Origin of the sequence: Halopseudomonas sp. MFKK-1 (genome assembly GCF_027474385.1) — a bacterium.
GTDB classification, from domain to species: domain Bacteria; phylum Pseudomonadota; class Gammaproteobacteria; order Pseudomonadales; family Pseudomonadaceae; genus Halopseudomonas; species Halopseudomonas aestusnigri.
Map to the genome: position 1 here is coordinate 2,685,899 of NZ_CP114836.1, position 21,167 is coordinate 2,707,065.

At 61.4% G+C, this 21,167-nt stretch carries 31 protein-coding genes; 10 read left to right on the forward strand and 21 right to left on the reverse strand.

All coding sequences use genetic code 11. The annotated features are described in order from the left end of the window. Positions 1–90: 90 nt before the first annotated feature. Positions 91–819 carry an MlaA family lipoprotein gene (locus O5O48_RS12500; protein ID WP_269687169.1) on the forward strand — a complete coding sequence of 243 codons (729 nt, stop codon included), beginning with the start codon at positions 91–93 and terminating at the stop codon, positions 817–819. A 24-nt stretch (positions 820–843) separates the two neighbouring features. Here the strand turns inward: O5O48_RS12500 and O5O48_RS12505 are convergent, their stop codons facing one another. Continuing rightward, entirely contained in the window at positions 844–1,149 is a 306-nt protein-coding gene (locus O5O48_RS12505; RefSeq protein WP_160003140.1) for a PilZ domain-containing protein, read from the reverse strand. 230 nt (positions 1,150–1,379) lie between these two features. Here O5O48_RS12505 and O5O48_RS12510 point away from each other — a divergent pair, with 230 nt between their 5' ends. Further along, positions 1,380–2,570, forward strand: coding sequence for a PP2C family protein-serine/threonine phosphatase (locus O5O48_RS12510; RefSeq protein WP_269687170.1), 1,191 nt, complete (start codon positions 1,380–1,382; stop codon positions 2,568–2,570). Continuing rightward, positions 2,570–3,058: an anti-sigma factor antagonist RssC gene (gene rssC, locus O5O48_RS12515; protein ID WP_088274321.1), complete on the forward strand. Its 489-nt coding sequence runs from the start codon at positions 2,570–2,572 to the stop codon at positions 3,056–3,058. The genes O5O48_RS12510 and rssC overlap by 1 nt, the downstream gene beginning before the upstream one ends. On the opposite strand, the gene tal is transcribed toward rssC, so the two are convergent. Both tal and dusA read right to left on the reverse strand, forming a co-directional pair. Further along, on the reverse strand, positions 3,047–3,997 hold the full coding sequence (gene tal / locus O5O48_RS12520) for a transaldolase (protein WP_269687171.1): 951 nt from the start codon (positions 3,995–3,997) through the stop codon (positions 3,047–3,049). The genes rssC and tal overlap by 12 nt on opposite strands. A 59-nt stretch (positions 3,998–4,056) precedes the next feature. Continuing rightward, positions 4,057–5,073: a tRNA dihydrouridine(20/20a) synthase DusA gene (gene dusA, locus O5O48_RS12525; protein WP_269687172.1), complete on the reverse strand. Its 1,017-nt coding sequence runs from the start codon at positions 5,071–5,073 to the stop codon at positions 4,057–4,059. Positions 5,074–5,175: 102 nt separating this feature from the next. On the opposite strand from dusA, the gene O5O48_RS12530 reads away from it, so the two are divergent. Further along, the gene (locus tag O5O48_RS12530; RefSeq protein WP_434006942.1) at positions 5,176–6,297 is read left to right on the forward strand and encodes a site-specific integrase; all 1,122 of its coding nucleotides are present in this window, start codon (positions 5,176–5,178) and stop codon (positions 6,295–6,297) included. A 317-nt stretch (positions 6,298–6,614) separates the two neighbouring features. Here O5O48_RS12530 and O5O48_RS12535 read toward each other — a convergent pair whose 3' ends face one another. From O5O48_RS12535 to O5O48_RS12620, 18 genes are all read right to left on the reverse strand, one after another. Further along, positions 6,615–6,893, reverse strand: coding sequence for a pyocin activator PrtN family protein (locus O5O48_RS12535; RefSeq protein WP_269687174.1), 279 nt, complete (start codon positions 6,891–6,893; stop codon positions 6,615–6,617). Next, a complete protein-coding gene (locus O5O48_RS12540; RefSeq protein ID WP_269687175.1) occupies positions 6,890–7,360 on the reverse strand; it encodes a hypothetical protein in 471 nt (156 codons plus the stop codon). The genes O5O48_RS12535 and O5O48_RS12540 overlap by 4 nt, the downstream gene beginning before the upstream one ends. Continuing rightward, on the reverse strand, positions 7,357–7,503 hold the full coding sequence (locus O5O48_RS12545; protein WP_269687176.1) for a hypothetical protein: 147 nt from the start codon (positions 7,501–7,503) through the stop codon (positions 7,357–7,359). Before O5O48_RS12545 ends, O5O48_RS12540 begins: the two co-directional genes overlap by 4 nt. Continuing rightward, entirely contained in the window at positions 7,500–9,362 is a 1,863-nt protein-coding gene (locus O5O48_RS12550) for a DNA cytosine methyltransferase (protein ID WP_269687177.1), read from the reverse strand. Before O5O48_RS12550 ends, O5O48_RS12545 begins: the two co-directional genes overlap by 4 nt. 367 nt (positions 9,363–9,729) lie before the next feature. Next, positions 9,730–10,794 (reverse strand): hypothetical protein, encoded by a 1,065-nt coding sequence (locus tag O5O48_RS12555; protein WP_269687178.1) that lies wholly within the window; start codon positions 10,792–10,794, stop codon positions 9,730–9,732. Then, on the reverse strand, positions 10,791–11,369 hold the full coding sequence (locus tag O5O48_RS12560; RefSeq protein WP_269687179.1) for a hypothetical protein: 579 nt from the start codon (positions 11,367–11,369) through the stop codon (positions 10,791–10,793). Before O5O48_RS12560 ends, O5O48_RS12555 begins: the two co-directional genes overlap by 4 nt. A gap of 1 nt (position 11,370) precedes the next feature. Further along, on the reverse strand, positions 11,371–11,574 hold the full coding sequence (locus tag O5O48_RS12565; RefSeq protein WP_269687180.1) for a hypothetical protein: 204 nt from the start codon (positions 11,572–11,574) through the stop codon (positions 11,371–11,373). After that, the gene (locus O5O48_RS12570; protein WP_269687181.1) at positions 11,571–12,065 is read right to left on the reverse strand and encodes a hypothetical protein; all 495 of its coding nucleotides are present in this window, start codon (positions 12,063–12,065) and stop codon (positions 11,571–11,573) included. The genes O5O48_RS12565 and O5O48_RS12570 overlap by 4 nt, the downstream gene beginning before the upstream one ends. Before the next feature lie 66 nt (positions 12,066–12,131). After that, on the reverse strand, positions 12,132–12,950 hold the full coding sequence (locus O5O48_RS12575) for a DUF2303 family protein (RefSeq protein ID WP_233048838.1): 819 nt from the start codon (positions 12,948–12,950) through the stop codon (positions 12,132–12,134). A 41-nt stretch (positions 12,951–12,991) separates the two neighbouring features. Next, positions 12,992–13,336 (reverse strand): hypothetical protein, encoded by a 345-nt coding sequence (locus tag O5O48_RS12580; protein WP_233048839.1) that lies wholly within the window; start codon positions 13,334–13,336, stop codon positions 12,992–12,994. A 29-nt stretch (positions 13,337–13,365) separates the two neighbouring features. Continuing rightward, positions 13,366–13,671 (reverse strand): Acb2/Tad1 domain-containing protein, encoded by a 306-nt coding sequence (locus O5O48_RS12585; protein WP_269687182.1) that lies wholly within the window; start codon positions 13,669–13,671, stop codon positions 13,366–13,368. Positions 13,672–13,697: 26 nt separating this feature from the next. Next, positions 13,698–13,946: a pyocin activator PrtN family protein gene (locus O5O48_RS12590; protein WP_269687183.1), complete on the reverse strand. Its 249-nt coding sequence runs from the start codon at positions 13,944–13,946 to the stop codon at positions 13,698–13,700. Then, complete coding sequence (locus tag O5O48_RS12595; RefSeq protein WP_269687184.1) at positions 13,943–14,317, reverse strand: hypothetical protein; 375 nt, start codon at positions 14,315–14,317, stop codon at positions 13,943–13,945. Before O5O48_RS12595 ends, O5O48_RS12590 begins: the two co-directional genes overlap by 4 nt. Further along, positions 14,314–14,598 carry a phage antirepressor KilAC domain-containing protein gene (locus tag O5O48_RS12600; protein WP_269687185.1) on the reverse strand — a complete coding sequence of 95 codons (285 nt, stop codon included), beginning with the start codon at positions 14,596–14,598 and terminating at the stop codon, positions 14,314–14,316. Before O5O48_RS12600 ends, O5O48_RS12595 begins: the two co-directional genes overlap by 4 nt. Beyond that, on the reverse strand, positions 14,588–14,785 hold the full coding sequence (locus tag O5O48_RS12605; protein WP_269687186.1) for a hypothetical protein: 198 nt from the start codon (positions 14,783–14,785) through the stop codon (positions 14,588–14,590). The genes O5O48_RS12600 and O5O48_RS12605 overlap by 11 nt, the downstream gene beginning before the upstream one ends. A 44-nt stretch (positions 14,786–14,829) precedes the next feature. Then, positions 14,830–15,105, reverse strand: coding sequence for a hypothetical protein (locus O5O48_RS12610; RefSeq protein ID WP_269687187.1), 276 nt, complete (start codon positions 15,103–15,105; stop codon positions 14,830–14,832). Beyond that, the gene (locus tag O5O48_RS12615; RefSeq protein ID WP_269687188.1) at positions 15,102–15,296 is read right to left on the reverse strand and encodes a hypothetical protein; all 195 of its coding nucleotides are present in this window, start codon (positions 15,294–15,296) and stop codon (positions 15,102–15,104) included. The genes O5O48_RS12610 and O5O48_RS12615 overlap by 4 nt, the downstream gene beginning before the upstream one ends. Before the next feature lie 96 nt (positions 15,297–15,392). Then, positions 15,393–16,028, reverse strand: coding sequence for a LexA family protein (locus O5O48_RS12620; RefSeq protein ID WP_269687189.1), 636 nt, complete (start codon positions 16,026–16,028; stop codon positions 15,393–15,395). A 99-nt stretch (positions 16,029–16,127) separates the two neighbouring features. Between O5O48_RS12620 and O5O48_RS12625 the strand changes: the two genes are divergently transcribed. The 6 genes from O5O48_RS12625 to O5O48_RS12650 all read left to right on the forward strand — a co-directional run bounded on the left by O5O48_RS12625 (position 16,128) and on the right by O5O48_RS12650 (position 20,937). Next, positions 16,128–16,355 carry a hypothetical protein gene (locus tag O5O48_RS12625; protein ID WP_269687190.1) on the forward strand — a complete coding sequence of 76 codons (228 nt, stop codon included), beginning with the start codon at positions 16,128–16,130 and terminating at the stop codon, positions 16,353–16,355. A 318-nt stretch (positions 16,356–16,673) separates the two neighbouring features. Then, positions 16,674–17,168, forward strand: coding sequence for a phage regulatory CII family protein (locus O5O48_RS12630; protein WP_269687191.1), 495 nt, complete (start codon positions 16,674–16,676; stop codon positions 17,166–17,168). Continuing rightward, positions 17,161–17,382 (forward strand): TraR/DksA C4-type zinc finger protein, encoded by a 222-nt coding sequence (locus tag O5O48_RS12635; RefSeq protein ID WP_269687192.1) that lies wholly within the window; start codon positions 17,161–17,163, stop codon positions 17,380–17,382. The genes O5O48_RS12630 and O5O48_RS12635 overlap by 8 nt, the downstream gene beginning before the upstream one ends. Continuing rightward, positions 17,375–18,424 (forward strand): PriCT-2 domain-containing protein, encoded by a 1,050-nt coding sequence (locus tag O5O48_RS12640; protein WP_269687193.1) that lies wholly within the window; start codon positions 17,375–17,377, stop codon positions 18,422–18,424. The genes O5O48_RS12635 and O5O48_RS12640 overlap by 8 nt, the downstream gene beginning before the upstream one ends. Further along, positions 18,421–20,193, forward strand: coding sequence for a DUF5906 domain-containing protein (locus O5O48_RS12645; protein WP_269687194.1), 1,773 nt, complete (start codon positions 18,421–18,423; stop codon positions 20,191–20,193). The genes O5O48_RS12640 and O5O48_RS12645 overlap by 4 nt, the downstream gene beginning before the upstream one ends. Positions 20,194–20,499: 306 nt before the next feature. Continuing rightward, the gene (locus O5O48_RS12650; protein WP_269687195.1) at positions 20,500–20,937 is read left to right on the forward strand and encodes a hypothetical protein; all 438 of its coding nucleotides are present in this window, start codon (positions 20,500–20,502) and stop codon (positions 20,935–20,937) included. The last annotated feature ends 230 nt before the right edge of the window (positions 20,938–21,167 follow it).

The window sequence follows — 21,167 nt, forward strand, 5'->3', positions numbered from 1 at the left end:
TGAAATTCACGGAAATTATGCATTACACTGGCAGGCCCGCAGAGCCCTTCGGCGACTGCATCTCAAAAGCGAAGAATGGAGAAACCGCTGATGAATCTGTTGAATACAGGAGCCTTGGCAATGGTGTTGTCGGCGCTGTCGCTGACCTGTATTACACCCGTTTTTGCTGCCGATGACTACGACGATTACGCGTCGGAGTATGCGGATCCGGATCCGTGGGAGCGTTTCAATCGCGTCACCTTCAGCTTCAACGATACGGTAGACCGCTATACGCTCAAGCCGGTTGCCAAGGGCTACAAGGCGGTAACTCCGCAATTTATGCGCGATGGGGTGGGCAACTTCTTCAACAACCTCGAAGAGCCGGCCAACTTCCTGAACAATGGCCTGCAGGGCAAGTTCAACGAAGCCGGTGTCGACATGTCGCGCTTCCTGTTCAACACCTTGCTGGGTGGCTTCGGTCTGGTGGATGTGGCTACTCGCATGGGGCTGGAGCGCAACGATGAGGACCTGGGGCAGACCCTTGGTTACTGGGGGGTTGAGAGCGGGCCGTATCTGGTTTTGCCCTTCCTCGGGCCCAATACAGTGCGCGATACGGCGTCGAAGCTTCCAGAGAACTTCCTCAATTACACCTACACCGGCTATATGAACGACGTGCGCGTTCGTAACCAGATGTTTGCGCTGGAGACGGTCGATATCCGCAGTGGTCTGCTGGATCAGGAGCGCCTGATCACCGGAGATCGCTACACCTTTGTTCGCAATGCCTATCTTCAGAATCGCGAATACAAGGTGCGTGACGGTAACGTCCCCGACGAGTTCTGATCGCCGGGGTGGGGCACGGCTGTGTCAGTTCAGGCTGTCGAATCGCAGCCCGATACTGAAGCGGCCGTTGTTCTCTGCCTGGCAGCGCACTACCTCTCCTTTGGCCTGCAGCCCTTGCATGCCGGGGGTGGGTGAGGGAATCGACAGGGTGATGAGCGTGCCAGCGGCGACGGCTTCACCCGCCGTGACCTGGGCTCCCTGGTTGGAAAGGTCGCGGCAAATAACGTCGCACGAATGGTTATCGGCACCAAAGGTAAGTGTGGCGGCAGTTTCCACCGTCATACGCATGAAATCACGCTTCTCACTGTACTGCTGATCATGAAACGACATCGGCGACTCCGGCTCTGGCAGATATGTCGGTTTTTCTGGTTTTCTACCCGTCATCCTAGTTCCGAGTCGAGACCTCGACAAGCACCCTGCGGTCCTTCTGCAACGGTTGCTTGCGGCAACGGATGGGAGTAGTGTTTCCCCTTTGAAAACGCCGGGTTATTTCCGGTTTATCCAAATCACCCTGTGGTCGCCGCGAATGATGCGCGCAGCGACAATGACGTAGGGATTCTATGCAGCCTCCAGGCACCACACTGCTGGTGATCGATGACGACGACAAGGCTCGTCAGAGTCTGTCGGCACTGTTGGAAGGGAACGGGTATGACGTGCTCCAGGCGACGAACGCTGGTAGTGGCCTGACCCTGTTCAACACCCGGCATCCCGAGCTGATCCTGTGTGATCTGCAACTCGGCGACAATCAGGGCTTTGAGCTGGTTCGCCAGATGACCGAGTCGGCGCATGGCGCCCCGGTTATTGTCATGTCGGCTGACGGCGCAATGAACGACGTGGTGCAGGCGCTCAGACTGGGTGCCAGCGACTTTCTCCTCAATCCCCTGAATGACCCCGAGGTACTGGAGCACGCGGTGCGGCGAGCGCTTGACCGTTATCGCCTGCGTCTGGAGAACGAACGGATTCGCGAGCGGCTTGAACGTGCCAACCGCGAGCTTGAGGTCCACCTCAAGGAGCTGCGTGACGATCAGGCTGCCGGGCATCAGGTGCAGCTCAACATGCTGCCTGTCACACCCTGGGTCAGTGGCGAGTACACCCTTGAGCACAAGCTGATTCCGTCGTTGTACCTCTCGGGGGACTTTGTTGACTATTTCCGGGTATCCGACTCGCAGTTGGCGTTCTATTTGGCAGACGTGTCTGGCCATGGGTCTTCTTCTGCCTTCGTGACCGTGTTGCTCAAGTTCATGACCACCCGTTTGCTTTATGAGCGTCGCAAGCTGGAAGGCCAGGGACGTATCGAGTTCAAGCCCTCAGACGTGCTGGGCCACATCAACCGCAGCCTGATCAGCTGCAAGCTTGGCAAGCATGTAACCATGCTCGGTGGTGTGATTGATGAGCAGGACCAGACGCTGACCTACAGTATTGGTGGCCACCTGCCGCTGCCGGTGATCTGCGCCGATGGCGAGGCGCACTATCTGACAGGCAAGGGGCGGCCGGTAGGCTTGTTCGAGGATGCCGAGTATCAGGATCAGACCATCCCTTTGCCGGAGCGCTTCAGTCTTACCTTGTGTTCCGATGGTGTGCTGGACTGTCTGCAAGGGGCTACCCTGAAGGAGAAGGAAGCGCGTCTTCCTGTGCTGATAGCCGAGCAGGATGGCCGCATGCAAGGTATCATGGCGTCCCTCGGGCTGGGGCCCGATAAAACGATGCCCGATGATATATCCGTATTGGTGTTGAGCAGGAACGCAGAATGATGACGACTGGCAAGATTCAGTTTGCGGAAGCGCAAGGCACCTTTGTGCTCAAGTTTATCGGTGACGTGCGCCTGACGCTGTGTGCGGCGCTGGATGCCTATATCGAAAAGATCTTCAGTGTGCTGACTTTCAAGGCCATTGTGATCGATCTGACAGAGACAGAGTGCATCGACAGCACCTCGCTGGGGCTGCTTGCGAAGCTTTCAATCCTGTCGCGGCAGAAGGTTGGTTTTTTGCCGACGCTGGTATCCAACCATGAAGACATGAACCGCCTGCTGCAGAGCATGGGGTTTGATCAGGTCTTCAATATCGTGTCCGAATCCACGCCGACCTGCGAGGAGCTGCAGGATTTGCCGGCGCAGATGCTTTCCGAAGACAAGGTCAAACACAAGGTGCTGGAGGCCCATCGCATTCTGATGGACCTCAACGACAGTAACCGTGAAGCGTTTCGCGACCTGGTCAGTGCACTGGAAAAGTCAGACAGCTAAGCCCAGCCTGCTTGCAACCAACTGTTCCAGCTTGAGCTGGTCTGCCGCGAAAGCCCGAATTCCCTCAGCCAGCTTCTCGGTTGCCATGGCGTCCTCATTGTGAGCCCAGCGAAAGCCGATCTGATCCAGCTCGACACGCGGGTCGACAGCCCCTTCCCGCAGCAATCGTGACGGCGTCAGTGTGCCGGCCTGATCGGCCAGGCTCTCCAGCAGTTGCGGGCTGATGGTCAGGCGGTCACAGCCGGCCAAGGCTTCGATTTGTCCGGTGTTGCGGAAGCTGGCACCCATCACGACTGTCTCGTACATGTGCGCCTTGTAATAACGGAAGATGCGCGCCACCGATTGCACGCCCGGATCATCAAAACCGCTGAAGTCGCGGCCTTCGTGCTGCTTGTACCAGTCATAGATTCGGCCCACGAAGGGCGAAATCAGATAGACCCCGGCATCGGCACAGGCCTGGGCCTGCGCAAACGAGAACAGCAGCGTCAGGTTGCACTGGATACCTTCGCGTTCCAGCGCGGCGGCGGCCTGAATCCCTTCCCAGGTGGCGGCAATCTTGATCAGTACCCGATCACGGGTGATGCCGGCACGTTCGTACAGCTCGATCAGCTCGCAGGCCTTGCGAAAGGTCGCGTCCTGATCAAACGACAGGCGCGCGTCCACCTCGGTAGAAATGCGCCCCGGGATCAGTCCCAGGATCTCACTGCCAACCGCTACCGCAAAGCGATCACAGGCGTTGCCAAGCGGCTCTGCGCTGCCTTTTGCCTCGCCGATAGCACGTTCCAGCAGAGGCGCGCAGCTGGGCAGGCCTGCAGCCTTGAGCAGCAGTGAGGGGTTGGTGGTCGCGTCGATCGGCTGGTGCTGGCGGATGGCATCGATGTCACCGGTGTCGGCGACGATCAGGGTGTGTTGTTTCAGGCTTTCGAGTTTTGAGGTCATGGTGCGGTGGTACTCCCTAGTCTGCTCCGACCTTACCTCATAGGCTTTGACAGCCGCAATCAGCCAACGCGTGCCTGCATCTGTTCCAGCAGCGCATCGTACAGCGCCAGCGGCTCGTCGGTGCGATGAATGGTCGTGCTCAGCTCGCGGCGGAAGTGGCGCGCGCCGGGTAAGCCCTGGAACAGCCCGAGCATATGGCGCGTAATGTGGTGCATCTGGCCGCCGGCGGCGATGTGGCGCTCGATATACGGGCGCATCAGTGCCATCACCTCGATCCGTGACGGCAGCGGATAGTCGTCACCGAAGAAGCGGCGATCTACCTCGGATAGCAACCATGGGTTATGGTACGCCTCGCGACCGACCATGACGCCATCAACGTGGGCAAGCTGCGCTTGCATGACATCCAGGTCGGTCAGGCCGCCGTTGAGGATGATTTCCAGCTGCGGGAAGTCGCGCTTGAGCTGATGCACCACCTCGTACTTTAGCGGCGGTATCTCGCGATTCTCCTTCGGCGACAGCCCCTCCAGAATGGCAATGCGCGCATGCACTGTGAAGCTGGTGCAGCCTGCGGCGTGAACAGTGCCAACGAAATCGCACAGTTCCTCGTAACTCTCCCTGCCGTTGATGCCGATGCGATGCTTGACCGTAATCGGCGTGCTGCAGGCATCCTGCATCGCCTTCACACAGTCACCCACCAGCGCCGGATGCGCCATCAGGCAGGCGCCGATCATATTGTTCTGCACCCGGTCGCTGGGGCAGCCGACGTTCAGGTTAACCTCGGCGTAGCCGGCTCGCTCGGCCAGCACCGCGCACTGAGCCAGCTCCTGCGGATTACTGCCGCCCAATTGCAACGCCAGCGGCTGCTCCTCGGCGCTGTATCCCAGAAACCGCTCGGGATCACCATGCAGCACCGCACCGGTTGTCACCATCTCGGTATACAGCAATGCGTGCCGGCTGATCAGCCGCGCAAAGTAGCGATAGTGGCGATCAGTCCAGTCCATCATCGGCGCAACGCTGAAGCGGCGATTGGGCTCTAGGCGCGTGGTTACTGGGCTGGATTGCGATTCTGGGTGCATTTTCTACTGCCTGTTTATTGCCTATTTTGTGCCGTTTTCGCCCGTTTTTGATATGTCGTTGCTACAATGTAGCAAGGCTTTCAAAAAATGTAGCAAGGGAAAATGGGCTCAATTACTACGCGCAAGCGCAAGAACGGATCATCGAGTCACACCGCCCAGATCAGGATCATGCGGGGTGGGGTGACAGTTTATCAGGAAAGCCAGACCTTCGATCGCAAGCAGGCGGCCACCGCCTGGCTGAAGCGACGGGAGGGGGAGTTGGCCCAGCCCGGTGCCCTTGACCGGGCGATGCGCGAGGGAGCGACGGTTGCTGAGATGATCGACCAGTACATCGATCAGGTGGGCACGATGCGCCCGCTCGGTAAGACGAAGCTGGCGACCCTGAAAGCGATCGCATCAAGTTGGCTCGGTGAGGTGATGGATTGCGACCTGACCAGTCAGGTGCTGGTTGAGTACGCCACCTGGCGCGCTGGCCCGGAGGGCGGCGGTGTCACACCTCAAACCGTGGGCAATGATCTGTCGCATCTGGGGGCGGTTCTGGCGGTAGCCAAGCCTGCGTGGGGGTATGAGGTCGACCCGCATGCGATGACTGATGCTCGCAAGGTGCTGCGCAAGATGGGTCTCACCTCGCGTAGCAAAGAACGCAACCGGCGTCCGACGCTTGAAGAGCTGGATCTGCTGCTGCAGCACTTTGCTGACATGCAGCAACGGCGCCCGAGTTCTATCAACATGCTGAAGGTGATCGGCTTCGCGCTATTCTCTACGCGCCGACAGGATGAGATTACTCGGATCCTCTGGGAAGACGTGGACGCCGAGCATAAGCGGGTTATGGTGCGGGACATGAAGAACCCGGGCCAGAAGATCGGCAATAACGTCTGGTGTTCTCTGCCGGACGAAGCCTGGGCGATCCTCCAGAGCATGCCGCGGGAGTGCGCCGAGGTATTCCCCTATAACAGCTCATCAGTCAGTGCTGCCTGGATCCGGGCCTGCAAGTTCCTGCAGATCGATGACCTGCACTTTCACGATCTGCGGCATGAGGGTGTGAGCCGGTTGTTTGAGATGGCTTGGGATATCCCTCGGGTGGCCAGCGTGTCAGGCCACCGGGACTGGAACTCGCTGCGGCGCTACACGCACCTGCGCAAGCAGGGTGACAAGTACGCGGACTGGGAGTGGCTGCAGCGCATTGTTGATGCGCCGGTAGATTTGGGTTCGCGGGCTACCTGATCGGTAGCGGTAATTGCTCGGGCGGCTGTTGCATATAGCCCGCGCCCATACATGCAAGGCCGATCTGATTGTGGCTCATGGTCGCTATCGGGTGCACTGAGCAGGGGAGGCCCTGTGCTGTGCACCAGCTGCCACGGCGGTGCTGGCATGTCCTGCAGGTGTGGTCGGGTGTTGCCCAGTAGCGGGCGCGCCCAGCTTCGCCTGCTGATCTGGTGAGCTGCAGCCAGCGCGCCCATCTATGGCGGCGTTCGCTGGCTGTTGATGCCGCTGGCAGCAGGTCGTGCCAGCGGATCGAAAGTGACACAGGGCCCGGCACGTCAGCTGGCCTTCTTGAAGCGGCCGTGTAGCTTGTCATTTTCCACAACTGCGCGCCGGCGCTGCTCGTCCAGGTAGGTCGCGAGATCCTGCAGGTGTACCCCCTTTGCCGCTTTCTGGCTTCCCTCAATCCGCGTGATCGGCAGATCGATCTCGCCGGCCATGACCTTGCGCAGCATCTTCTCCGGCGTCAGGTGCTGGAAGTAGTCGTTGCAGACTCTCTCCAGCGGCACGATGGCCAAGCCGTTGTACTGCGCCATCAGTAGAAACAGCGTGTTCATGCTGCAGCCCTCCGCATTGTCCGCAGCGCAGCAGCAAACAGGCGCTCGGCTTTCTCGTCTTCAACGTCTTGCTGACGTGGCATTGCGATCCATCCGAACGAATGGACCTGGACGCCGTTGCCCTCCAGCCCTATCTCGATCTTTACCTTGGCCAGCAGCCGCTGGTGCTCCTCTTCAAGCGTGGGCGTCAGGTCGGCCTGCACCATCGGTGAGCTGAGGTTTACGACAGCTGTGTGCATGCGCTTGTCGTCGGTCATCACGGCCATCAGGATGCACCAGGGGTGCGCCCATTGGGCGATCGCGCCGGCCTGGTAGCGGTCGAGCAGGGAGACGCGCTCGAGCTTCATGTCGACCGTGCGCACCTCACCGTAGCCGAGGGCGCTGTGATGCACGATGGCGACGGTGCGCAGCAGGATCTCCGTCATCTTGTTCCGGCGCTTCTGGATGCTGTGTTTGCGCGCTGTCATTGGGCCTCCTGCTGGCGGCGCTGCTGGCCGATCTGTTGGCGTTTGCGAGAGCAGCGGTTGTGGTTGCCCTGGTTGCGGCGGTGGCCGCAGATGTCGCAGTGCTGTGGTAGGTCGAGGCTGCGCAGGATGAGTGGGGTTTTCATGCCGCCACCCCCTGCATCAGCTGCTGATCGTGCTCGTTGGCTTGCACCAGCGCGGCCATGGGGTATGGGCTGACGCTGTTGCCGACCATCTTCACCTGGTCCGATTTGCTGAACGTGCGGCCGTCGTGGCCGCGGTCGATGATGTAGTTGCTGGGCATGCCTTGGCAGCCGTAGAGCTCGCGGGGCTGGAGCATGCGCAGGCCGATATCGATGATGACGTAGGGTGTGCCCTGGTACAGGACGGTCACCAGTGCGAGCCTGTCGCGGGTGGTGATGGTGTCCAGGGGCTTGCCTGGGTCGCGGGCATCGCCGTTGCCGTAGTAGTTGATCAGGAAGGCGGCAACGCGCAGGGCTTTCTCCTCGATCACCTCGGGGGAGAGGGTGCATTCAACCAGGGCGTGATGCAGCCCTGCAGCCGTTACCGCCGGCAGCGGTTTATCGGCTGCTTGGCCGTCGCAGTTCTGCCGCAGGGTGACCAAATTGGCGGTGACCAGCTGCTGCTGGCTGGCTTTGCCGACGATGGTGCTGGCTGGCCGAGTGAGCGGGTGGCCGGGCGTGGTGTTGTAGCCGCCGTTCATTTGGGCCATGAAAGCGCAAGCGATCGCTTGCCCGCCGCCAGCAGAGCCGGTGATGGTTGGGGCTGGGCCGGTGATGGCTCGGCTGCCGATGCCCCAGCGCTGCGCGCTGCCTGGTTTGCCTTCGCCATGCGCTGCGTTGATCAGCACCGCGCTGGCAATTCCCATCGCATGCGCTGCGCCTGCAGGGCGTTTGCTGCCGCCGCCGCTGGTGATCGTCGGTAGTGGCTCGTCGAGGCGGTGGCCAATGCTGTCGGCGCGGAACTTGACAAGCGTTGGTGCGGTGAGCGCAAACGCCCCTCCTTTGGGTTGGCCGGTGATGGTGCGCAATGGTTCGTCGACGGGGTGTACGCGGTCGCTGCTCCAGTTGGCGATCGGCACGATGAAGGGCTGCGCACTATCGAGCACAAAGCGGCGGATGCCTTTGGCGATGCGGCGCATGGTGGCATCGGCCAGCGGGCGGGGGCGGTCGAAGATCGACGGGCAGGGCAGGCTGAAGTCGATGTGATCGGCTGCGGCTGGCCAGCGCTTCTGGCCGCGCTTGGGCTTCTCGAAGTGCGTCGGCTCAGGCCAGCAGATGGGCAGGCCGTCGCGGCGGGCGACCAGAAACAGGCGCTCGCGGGTGGTGGCTGCGCCGTAGTCGCAGGCGCGCAGCAGCTGGTGCTCTACCTGGTACCCAAGCCCGCGCAGGTGCTTAAGGAAGGCGCGCCACGTTTTGCCCTTGCGCTTCGGGTCGGGGATCAGGAACTGGTTCTGCACCGGTACCCGCTCGCCCGGGTCGGCAACGCGGTTGATGGTCTTGTTTGTGCGGGGGCAGGTGATGCGGTCGAGTGTGACCACGCGCCCGGTGACCTTGCAGCGCTTAGCTACCAGTGGCCCCCAGTTGCGGATCTGCTTGACGTTTTCCATCGTGATCATTGCCGGCGCCGCCTGGCCTGCCCACATGGCGATAACCCACGACAGTGACCGGCTTGCGGTGCTACGCGGTTGGCCGCCTGCTGCCTGGCTGTGGTGGGTGCAGTCTGGAGAGGCGTGCAGGTGTGCCACTCGGCGCCCGCCGGTGACCTCGTGCGGCTTCACTTCGTACACGTCGCACGTGAAGTGCTGGGTGTAGGGGTGATTCACGCGGTGCATGCTGATCGCGTTCTCGTTGTGGTTGACCGCGATATCCACCGGCTTGCCGGTCGCCATTTCGGTACCGGTGCTGGCCCCGCCGCCACCTGCGAACAGATCGATGCGCAGGTCGTTGGCGTAGTTGAGCTGGTATTGGGTGTGGAGGTTCATAGGGCTTCCTCTTTCCGCATCCAGCGCCAGAACCGCTCGCTGATTGTTCGCTTGCGCTTCGCTTTGGTCGGCTCTGATGCCGGTGGAGGCGCATAGCAATGCACGCCGCCATTACACCCGTATTCATGGCAAGCAGTCTGATTGCACACTTTGCGAAGGCCTGTTCCTCCGCAAAGCTCGCAGTTCGGGCCGCAGCGCTTTTTAACTAGCCGTGATAAGCGCGGGCAGGGATAGACTTCGCCCCAATAGCCGCGCACTTCGCGGCAGTCTGCTCGCCCTACAGTGCCCGCATCTGTTACTACTTCGCGCGGCATGCTCACCGACGGGGATAGGCGCTCTGCTTCCTCGTGCTCTGTGCCTCGCTCGATCACTTTGCACCTCCACTCTCAGCTGGTCCTTTCTGCTCAGGGCGCTTCTCGTCCAGGCAGTACAGCTGCAGGAATTCATCCACTGCAGCGATATCGCCGGCGTAGTAACGGGTGGCCATTTCTTCGAGGTGCTTGAGCATTTCGCGTGCGCCGAACTGGAGGCGGCCGCCAACCCGGTTGAGCATGCCGGCAGCGCTGATGCGCATGCCCTGGTGTTTTGGGGCGAGGGGCACGGCTTTCAGTGCTGGGGAGTGTGTGGCAGTGCGCGGGACACTTGGGTCAATGGTGATAACTTTGCGAACTTCCCACGGCGCAGTGTTCCCGCGTGCCATAGCGGAGATGTTGCGGGCTATGCACCATAAAGCGCGATCTTCCGAACTGTCCTGCCAGTGATTACGCTCTTCACTGGTTTCGCCGGCGAGGTAACGCACTTGCCATTTTTCCTGTTCCGCCATCTCGGCAGGCAAGGAGGCGCAGGTGTTGTTGCTGTATGTCACAGGTGCGTGCTGCAGAGCGGTCAAAATCTTGAAAGGTGGAAGCCCTGCTTGAGGCGCAGGGCTCACCCCCAGCAGCGATGCCATTTCACCCGCGCCCGCGGCGCAGTTCGCGCAGTGTCCGCGACCCTCGATGAAGCCTGCACCGTGGCTGCTGAGGGGATAGCTGTCGCCGCATTCGCAGGTCACTGGTGGTGCGTCTGCCTCGGTGCAGGCCTCGGCAGTTGCCGCAGCCAGCACGGCGAGCGCCTGGGTCTGCGTTGGCCAGGTCAGGCGCACCTCGGTACCGGGGGCGGTGAACAGCAGGCAGGCCGCCTCCTCTTCATCCGGCCCCAGCATCAGGCAGGGCTCAACGGTAACGCCGGGTTGCCCGAGGTGGATGGTTTGGCAGAGCGTTGGCGAGATAGTGCCCGCCTCGATAGCTGCCTGCTTGGCCAGCTCTTTGCCGCGCTCAACGCCGGTGGCGTAGGCGTGGTTCTGCAGCTCGATCAGCAGGTCGTTGATGCGGCCGGTAACCTGCTCGTGCTGGGTGCCGATGGCGCTGTAGTCGTCTTCGTGGATACCGTTCACTGGGCACCTCCGTCGCGCAGTGCTGCGCGGTCCAGTCGTTCGATTTCGGCGATGATCAGGGCGCCGGCTTTGATCAGCTCGCGGCGGCGGTCACCGAGTTTTGGTTGCCAGCCTTTGGGTGTGATGGCTTCTGCCAGGGTGTTGCCGTAGCCGGTGCTGCGGGCGTCCCAGTCCCGGCATGCTTCGGGCAGGGCGTACAGGGCAGCAAAGGCGGCGATTTCATCACTGGCGTGCTCGTCGTCGTGCTCGGGGGTCCAGCCTTCGGCATTGACCTGGCGCAGCCGTTCATTGCGCAGCTCAAGTGCAACGTTCAGGTGCGTTGCTGTCCCGATGATGCAGGGGGGGCGGTTGGTTTCCGGACAAGAGTAAAGGTTGGTGTTAGGCGGCTGAGCATTGTGCATCGCCGCCTGCACATAGTTGGCCGCGTCCAGCAGCTCTTCCAGCAGGTGCTGCAGCCATTCGTTCAGGGTCAGGTCGTCGCGCTCGGTGGTGACGCCGTACTTCTTGAGGCCGACAAGGGAGCGGTCCAGCAGCAGCTGGCGGTTGCGTTCGACGTTCTGGTCAGGTGACTGCATATCACACCCCCTCTGCGCATTCGTGGCGCATCAGCTGGATGTCGATGTCCAGCATCTGGTTGCGCAGGTTGTCGATTGTCTTCTGCTGGCGAAAGCGGGCAGCTTCTCCCTCGGCCGGGGTGCGCAGCAGCAGGGCGATGTTGGCGGCATGGGCGGCGTGTTGCTGCATCAGCTCTTGCCGGGTGCGAATGGGTTGGCCTGTCATGCTGCCTCCTGCGTTGCGCGGGCGCGGTTGAGGTCGTCGACGATACGGAAACCGCAGGAGGCAAGGTTTTTGGCCTGCTTGGCTTCGCGGAAGTGGCCGGCGGCGTGGAGCGCGGGCGAGCTGAGGTTGAGCTTTTCGGCCATCTGCTGGATGGTGCTGACGTCGCGCTCGCTGAGCGGGGTGCACTTGGCGCGCAGGGCTTGCAGCTCCTGCTCGTGGTTCAGCTGCTGCTGTTCCAGTGCCTGGGCGTAGTCCGACTTGGTGCGCTCCAGCTGGTTCTTGAGGCTGACTGTCTCGCGGCGTAGGTCGTTGTTGTTACGGTTTGCCGAGTTCATACCGGCTCGCAGCTTGCTGAGTTCGGCTCGGCCCATGCTGCTGCCGCGCTCAAATGCGTCATAAGCCCACCAGCAGGCGATGGCCAACAGGGCGATCAGGACGAGGATGGCGGCGCCCAGGTAGTGGATGGCGGTGAGGGTGGTTGGTTCGGTCATTGGCTGTGTCTCCCTGCGCCCGGTGCGCAGTGGTAGGTGCTGCACCGGGCTGGCTGCTGTTGGTGGTTACTTGCCGATGGCGAAGGTGCCGACGGTGAGGTCTGCGACTTCGCTCAGCTCGTTCAGTAGTACTTGCTTAAACTCCTGCGCCATGTCTTCTTCGTTCTGTTCCTGCATGGCCCAGCGGGGCATCAGCGTTGGCTTCTCGCCGGTGCGGATGCTGATCCGCAGGATGAAGGTGCGTGCTGCAAGGCCCTCATACGGCACAGTGGTGAAGTGCAGTTCGGCCGGCTGCTTCTCGGCGTGCTTGGCTTCAATGGAGTCCATCGCACTGCGGCTGGTACCGAAGTTGCTCTCGGAGCTGGTGCGCTCTGCCTTCGCAGTGATGGTGATGGTGCGGATCTTCTGTACGGCATCGGCGACTTCCATCTTCTCGCCGTTGGCGTCGATCACGACCAGGTTGCCGTGCCAGTCCTCCATCCATTCGGCCAGTTTGGTCTGGCCGAGGTGTTCGCCGGCGATCTGCTTCATGGCCTTGAACGCAGCGGTGGGCTTGAGCTGCAGCAGCGCTTCGTCGTCACCGTGGCCTGGCTCTTCGATGTGGCCGAGATTGAAGATGACATTGCAGGCCATGCGCTCTGCGTCTACGAATCCGATGGTGGCGAAGGTTTCTACGCGGTGCTCTTTGACGTACTTGCAGAAGTCGGCGATGGATTCGGTGCGCAGTTGCCCGCGGAAGCGACTGCGGAACTCTTGCAGATGCTCGATGTTCTTCAGCGAGTAGCTATCAGGAACCAGCAGTGCGGGAGTGAACGACTCCAGCGGCTTGCCGTAGGCGACGTTGGCGGCGTCTGTGATTTGCTTGAGTGTTTCTGCTGTCAGCATTAGGTCTTTCCTTGTGGTAGGTGGATTGGTGCTGCTGGCGGTCAGTCGCGGGCGACGACCGGGGCGTCCTGCTTGCTAAACAGTTGGCCGCTGGGGTTGTCTGCGAACAGCTGCAGGCCGTTGGCAGTGACGAAGAACGGTGTCTCGGTGGCCGTGTCTTCACGCTTGCTGCCGCGCTTGGTTGGCTCGGTAAAGTCCAGCTTGTGGGCCACTTTCACCTGGTGGCTGTCGCCGATCTGGCTCAGCTCAAGCGTGAGGGTGACTTTGCCCTTCTTGCCGTGCTCAACGACGCCGGCGGCGACGTGCGAAAGGGCCATGCCCATCTGGTTGGCGAGTACGCCGGCGTTCAAGCTGGCGATGAACTCGCCCGGGTCGGTAGGTTTCATTGGTGCTTCCTCTTGGTGGTTGCGGTTGATCAGGCTTCGTCGGGCTGGGCTACAGCACGGACGAGGGCCATGATTCCGGTTTGAATGTCGGTCTTGCCGATGGCTGCCCAGCGCTCTGGTTCTGCGCGGGAGAAACGAACGAACTCATGCACTGCGGCCTGCTGGCCATTCTCTGAAGCGATGGCCTTTTTTTGCCGCTGATCGAGTAGGTGATTAGCCAGTTCGGCCTGCAGCTGCAGCAGCTCTGTGCCTTTGGCCTTGATGCGGTTCATCAGGTCAACTTCTTCCTGATTCAGCTCGCGGTAGCCGCTGATCTTGCGGTGTTGGTTTTCCACGTGGGTTTCCTCTGGTTGTGTGCCGCTTAGGCGGCGTTGGCCTGTTTGAGCTGGGCGTCAAGGTATCGGGCCAGCTCTTCCAGGGTGACGACCAGCGGGCTGCGCTTGGATGCGTGCAGCCGCTGGAGCGTGATTTGCAGCTCACCGGTATCGATCAGCCGGCGCAGGTGGCGGTCTGTGCGAATGTGCGGGAAGTGCTCGGCGCGCAGTTCGCTCAGGGTGAGATACGGCAGCGTGTAGCGGCGCTGCAGCTGTGCCAGGGTGGCGGTGGTCATGCTGCCTCCGGTGACAGGTCGCCCAGGGCGAGCAGTTCGCGCAGGCCTTCGACGGTCTTGGCCTGGATGGTGCGCATGACGTGCTCGCCGTCCATGACTGTGATCTGCAGCATGTCCAGATCACGACCAGACAGCCCAACGCTGACGCTCAGCGGGTGCGGGAAGCGGGCAATGCCCAGGTGCAGGGCTTCTGCAAGGCGCAGGGCTTGGTCGTCCAGCAGGGTGAGGCGCTGCAGGGCGTCGTCTGCTGCCTTGCTGGCCTGCTTGGTGTCCACATAGCTGGGGTGTTGCAGGTGCAGCTGCAGCAGCTTGATCGCGCCGATGGTGTCGGAGATCAGCGGCAGGGGGTTGGTGGAGGTCTTGTTGATCATGCGGCCTCCTCAATCTGCACGCCCAGCAGGCCGGCCAGCCAGCGCAGGCCCTTCTCGGTGACAAGGGTTTTGGCGTAGGTGACGCCGTTGCCGTTGTTCAGTTGCGGGTTGCCGTTGTGCGACTTGAGGCACACACGGAAGCGCCCGGCCTCGATGTCGCTCTGGTTGTTGGGCAGATTGAACTGGTCAAGGATTTTGCGGGCCTTGAGTTCACGGCACAGGCGGGTGCGCCCGGTGCCGAGCGCTTTGGCTGCTTGGCCGAGGTCGAATTCACGCGGCATGGGTGGGCTCCTGTTCTGCTCGGTAATCGCGGGCGGCGTAATCCCCTGCGTTGCTCTTGAGCTCAACCAGTCGGGTAGCCTCAGAGAAGTCGATCACGCCCAGGAAGGCCGCCATATTGATCAGGCCGCCGAGGTGCCCATACTCGCCAAGGTCGAAGCTTTTGGGGCGGCGAACTTGTTCCAGCATGCGGGCTATTGCTCTGAGAGCCACTTTCCGCTGTTCTTCCCGGCTCACGCTGCACGCTCCAGCCGGCCATTGGCGCAGTCTTCAATCCAGCGCTGGGCGCGGTGCTTGAGGGTTTTGTCAGCTTGCACCAGTGGTAGCGTGGTGCTGTTGACGGTGCCGCAGGCGCGCAGGGTGAGGTTGATGCGCTGATCATCGTGCTGGGTTTCCAGCTTGGCGCGCACGCGCTCGCCGTTGGGCTGCTCGAGCACAACGAGGAAAGAGCCGCGGTTTTTAATCTGGTGAACCAGCAGGCGCTGGCTGTTGGCGGTGAGCTTGTTCACGCGGCGTCACCTCCGTTCCACGGGCCGAGGTCTTCGGGGCGGTCTGAGGCGCGCAGGGCAGCACCGCGGCGGTTGCCACCGATAACGATGGCCATGCCGGTGCGGGCGATGACTGCTGCGATAGCTGCCGGATTAGTGGCTGCGGTGGGGTGCAGGTATACCCTGCAGGTGTTGCTTGGCTGTGTCTGCATTGTGCTGAACCTGTGTGGTAGGTGGGTTCAACACAAATCTAGTTTACCTTCAGGTAGTTTGCAATACCTGATAGGTAGTTTTTTGGGTTGTTTCGATCAGAGGTCCGATATCTTCCAGCGAGCGCGTCCGCAGATATGCCACTCCTCATCCAGTTTGATCACGCGATCTGGCCAGCTGTCGTTCAGGGCGTAGAGGTAGTATTCGTCGCCTTCGCGGCGCAGTTGCTTGAAGGTCACGCCGTTGTCTCTGGTGCGCTTTGCCACCACGAAGCAGCCGGGGGTTGCCTCCAGTGATGGGTCAATAACGACCTTGTCGCCATCAACAAACTTGGGCTCCATGCTGATGCCTTCGATCCGCAGGATGAAAGCGTTGGGGCCAACTGGGCCGGGGGCCTCGATCCACTCTTCGGCGTCGCCTGGGTGGAATTGGTCGAATGCTTCGCAAAAGGTACCTGCCACCACGCTTCCTATCACTGGTAGCTGCCGTCCGGCTGGGCGACCGGCTGACACGTTCTGATGTTCTGGGAAGTCCAGGGCGCCCTTCGGGATGTTGAATGCCTTTTCGATCTCCCGCGCTACCTGCTCCCCGATTTTCTTGTGGGGGTTTCTGCCTGCGAAAGCTGAGACCTGAGCAGGGGATTTCCCAAGCAGCTCGGCAAACTCCTTCAGCTTGAGTTTGCGCTCTGCCAGCAGGCGGAGTGTGTTTTGGTAGCGAATGTCTTGGACTGTCATGGCGTAAGTATCTGGTTAGTTACCTCTGGGGTAAATTGCCAATGGGGTATTGCGTGAAAACTACCTATCAGGTAGCTTTGTCGGCAGGAGGATCACGCCATGACCTTAAAAGACTTCATTAAGGGCCTGGACGCTCAAGCCCTTGAGGCTTACGCGGCGGCCTGCAACACCACGGTGAACTATCTCACCACTCACATTCTGTATGCGACCAAGGAGCCAAGCGTGCGCTTGATGAAAAGCCTTGCTCAGCACAGCGGCGGCGCAGTAGCCATGCAGGACGTGTTGTTGCATTACGGTCTGCTTGGCCCGGAGCCGGTAGCAGCCTGAGCAATACCCGCCGGATACACAGCCACGTTAAGCACGGCGGGAGCCGGTAGCGGGAGCCTCACCAGCAGACCGCTACCGGCACAGAGCAAGAAACAAAGCCAGCCGCGTTGCGACTGGCTGAATAGGTGTCAGAGCCAAGGGACCACCTACCACGGAAGACCCAAGGCCCTGACGGGGTTGGTGAGCAGCTACCACACCGCTCACCGCACAACAGTCAGCCCCTGACACAGCCAGTGCAAAGGGGCCGGCGACTGCTGTAGACCAAGGATAAGCGCCCCTGCGCGCCTTGGCTACGGCGTTAAAGGGGAAATAAGACCTATGAGCCGTAAAGACTTGCTGCCGGACGCTGGGCCGGTGCTGTCACTCAGGGCCGCGCTGTATCGCGCTTGCCGTGATTTCCGCGGGGGCATTACTGCTGTTGCCCTGGAAATGGGGGTGTCACCCGATGCGCTGACCAAGGCGCTCAGCCCCAGCCTTAACCGCCCGATCATGCCGGAGTGGATCGAGGACATTCTCACCATCACCCAAGACGAACGCCTTGCTGCGGCGCTGGTGCGCCCCAGTGGGGCGGTCGCGTTCAAGCCACAGCCGGTCAAGGTCACGCCGCAGGCGCTGCTTGGGCTGGCAGCAATGGCCGGTGCAGACGCCAGCTTTGTGGCCAGCCTGCATGAGGGCGTGGCTGATGGGCGCTGGGATCTGCACGAGGTGCTGAAGCTGGAGCACTGCGCTGGGCGTGTGATTGCCGAGCTGCTGGGCATTTGCGCCGGCGCGCGGCAAGCGATGGAAGACGCGGAGGGCGCAGACCATGGCTGATGCTTGCGACCTGGGCAGCGACCGCGCCCAGCAGATGCTCGATGATGCCCTCGCGGCCCGCCTCCAGAAAGCCTCGCGGCCCGCTATCGACCACCCGTACTGCCTCGACTGTGATGAAGCCATTCCCCTCAAGCGGCGCGAGGCGCTGCCGGGGGTTGAGTGCTGTGTGGATTGCCAGGCGATCCGTGAGCATAAGGGGGTGGGCAATGGCTGATCTGCCTGACATTACCCTCGATGACCTGCCGGGGCTGCTGGCCCATATCGATGCACATGACCGCGAGACCTGGGTGCAGGTGGCCATGGGCGTTAAGTCCGAGTTTGGTGAGGCTGGGTTTGATGATTGGAACAGCTGGAGCCAGAACGGCGACTCATACAAGGCAGCCGACGCTAAGTCGGTCTGGAAGAGCTGCAAGCGCGGCAAGACGGGTATCGGCACCGTTATCCATCTGGCAAAGGAGCGGGGTTGGAAGCCGCGCAAGCAGAGCCTGACCGCGGAAGAAAAGCGCCGCCAGCGGGCTGAGCAGGAGGCCCGCCGCAAGCAGCGTGAGGCTGAGGTGCTGGCGGACGAAGAGCGCAAGGCGAACATGCAGCAGCAGATCCAGGCTGCAACTGTTCGCCTGCTGTCTGAGTTCACCAAGGCGCGGGGCAAATCTGCGTACCTGGAGCGCAAGCAGGCGCCGGCATTCGGGGTGCGCTTCGTGACGCAGCCGGTGTTAATGGTGACCGACGACAAGCGCGGGGTGTGTGAGATTTGGACCGGGGAGAGTATCGGTCAGTTTTTCCAGTCGATGCCAAACCCGCGCCCTGACCATCTGTCATTCCGCAAGTACGGGCCGGGGGACATTCTGATCCCGCTGGCCGATCTGGACGGTACCGTTTGGAGCCACCAGAGCATTAACGGCAACGGCACCAAGCTGTTCCCGAAGTTTGCCCGCAAGCAGGGTTGCTGCCATTGGGTGGGGCGGTCGGATGATATGCAGGTGATCGCGCTGGCCGAGGGTTACGCGACGGCCTGCAGCGTGTACCAGGCGACGCAGTGGCCGACGATCATGTGTGTGGACCTGGGCAACATGGCGCACATTGCCCGCGGCATCCGTGAGCGCTACCCGCACGCGCAGCTGGTGATTGCCGGTGATGATGACCCCAAAGCGAGCGGGGATAACCCGGGCAGGGTGCAGGCCGAGGCGCTGGCGTTGGAGTTTGACGCGGTTGCGGTGTTTCCGGTACCGCCGGAGCAGAGCAGGGAGGCGGCATGACGGCATCCCGCAAGATCGATTGGAATGACCTGCACGTAGAGTTTGGGCTGGACGTGGTGCGCGAGCAGTTGCAGCGTGCTGCGGCAAATGCGCCGTTGCCGCGTGTGCGCACTGCAGGCGAGCCTGACGCGGCTGATGACCTTCCCCCGGCCCCATCTGACAAAGCGCCCGCCGCTGGTGCGGCACCGCCAGAAGAGGGGGCGGGGGAGGCTCCGGGCTGGACGCTGGAGAAGGTGACGGCCCGGTTTGCGCTGGTTGAGGGTGAGACGAAGGTATTCGACCTGCACCGCAAGGTGGTCGTGAAGAAGACGGGCTTCTTGGCGATGGTGGGCAAGGCGCTGGGCAACCAGTGGTATGACCTGCCGAGCAAGAAGGGCGTGGACCCTGAGCATGCGAAACGGTTGGAGACTGATGCGAAGCTGGGCAAGCGGCTGGGCAAGTCGAAGGGGCAGGTCACGACAAAGGACTTGTACTGGCGTTATGTGTACCTGGATGGCTCGCAGGATATCTATGACCGCCAGCTGCGGCAGCGTTTGCCATCGGCGGCGGTGAAGTTGGCGCTGGGTGATGCGTTCAGCCTGTGGCAGAACTCGGACCAACGACAGGTAATCCCGGCTGCGAATCTGGTGTTTGACCCGCGCATGACGGAAAGCCCGAAGGATACGATCAATACGTTTGAGGGCCTGCCTCTTACCCCGAACCCCGATCTAGAGTTGTGCCGTGGCATCGTCTGGTTGCTGGGGTTTCTGTGCAACGGCCAGCAGGATGCGGTCGACTGGCTGACGAAGTGGCTGGCCTTCCCGCTGCAGCATGTGGGCGCGAAGTTGGACACGGCGGTGCTGATGCACTCGACGATGGAGGGCTCGGGTAAGAGCCTGCTGTTCGGCGACATCATGCGGCCAATCTATGGGGAATACGGCGCGACGGTTGGCCAAGTGCAGCTGGAGAGCAGCTGGAGCCAGTGGCAGTCGAGCAAGCTGTATGGCCTGTTTGAGGAGGTCGTCAGCCGGGACCAGCGCTACAACCAAACCGGCAAGATCAAGCACATGGTCACCGGCAAGACGGTGCGCATCGAGAGCAAGTTCATGAACGGGTGGGAAGAGGCGAACTATATGAACGCCGTGTTCCTGTCCAACGAGATCCTGCCCTGGCCGATCGGGGAGAACGACCGGCGCATGCTGGTGCTGTGGCCAGAGCTGACGCTGCCGGAAAAGGCGCAGAAGCGGATCGGCTGGGAGCTGGCCAACGGGGGTATTGAGGCGTTCTACCAGTACCTGCTGGATTATGACCTTGGCGACTTTGACGAGCGCACCAGGCCACCGAAGACGCCAGCGCGGCAGCGCTTGGTGGAGCTGAGCTTTACCGCGTGGGAGACGTTCTACAACCTCTGGAAGACTGACGGGCTGGGCATTCCGTTCAGCCCTTGCCGCACGCAGGACCTATACGGTCTATTCACTGAGTGGTGCTCGCGGGGTGGTGAGCACAAGCTGAGCGAGACGAAGTTCGGGCTGTTCCTCGGTACCAAGCCGGATACATACAAGTCGCCGGGGCAGTACTTCTGGTACGACGACTTCAACAACCGAAGGCGCTCGATGTTCTTTGTGCCTAACCCGCCTGATGGGCTCGACCTGTCGGATGGCAAGCGGCTGGGCCAGTTGGTGCGCGATTGGCGCAGGCAGGCTGCTGAGGCGGGCTGGCACCCGGAGAAGTGGGACGGCTGCATTGGATACAGCGCGCCGCTGCGTAATGCGGGAGGCCCTGATGCGTAATCTGTCCGGGGTGTCTAGGGTGTGTCTAGGGTTGCAGAATCAAACCCTAGACAGCTACAGCCCGCGTGTTAGAGCGGCTGGCGTTCAAGTGTCTAGGGTTGCAGGGGTTTTTACGCGCGCGCGGGCGCGTATTTATCGCAATCAGCTTTGGTGTTTTTTGTTCATGCGTGAGGAAAAAACCCTATCAACCCTAGACACCCTAGACAGTTATAAAAAAGTGTTTGTTTTTAAAAGGGTTTTGCTGTCTGGGGTTGTGTCTAGGGTTGGTCGATTTCTGTCTAGGGTTGGAAAACAGGGGGTGTTGCGATGATCGAGCGGGTTGAAATGGCCCTGATTACCTGGGGAGACCAGTATCGGCGGCGGGGCACGGTGGCAATGCTGCAGTGCACGCTTGGTGCATTGATCGATGCGCAGGGCGAGATGATCCGGAGTACGGCCCCGGGCGGGTCATCAGTGTGTGAGCTGGCCTCTGGTGACATGGGCGCACTCGGTGAGGCTGTCGAGAAAGCGCTGGTGCGTATTCGGCAGCCGGTTGAGGCGGGCGGGCATGGCAAGGTGGGCGTTGAGCTGGCCAAGCTGGCCCGGGTGCGTTATCTGACCGACCCGATGCCGCTGGTGGAGCAGCAGACCCGGCGTATGGGCTGGCGGTCGCAGGCGACCTACCGCAGCAAGCTCCACCAGCTGCATGTGCTGGTGGAGCCGATCTTGCTGGCTGAGTTGCCCTGGCTGAGCCGGGTGGCGTGAAAATAGTCTCTACCGTTCGTCGGGCGTGTTTTGGCGCTAACGCGCGTTCAACACACCTTGCACGCACTGCCCACGCAAAGCCACGGAGACGGCGTTAATCGATGGTTTACGCCTTTGACGGTGTAGCGTAAAAAGTCCTCTAACGTTTCATTCGTGCGTCAGCAGCAAGCGCACAACGCTTCCCCTGCTGGACTGGCTGCCAGCAAACCCCAAACCCCGCTCCGGCGGGG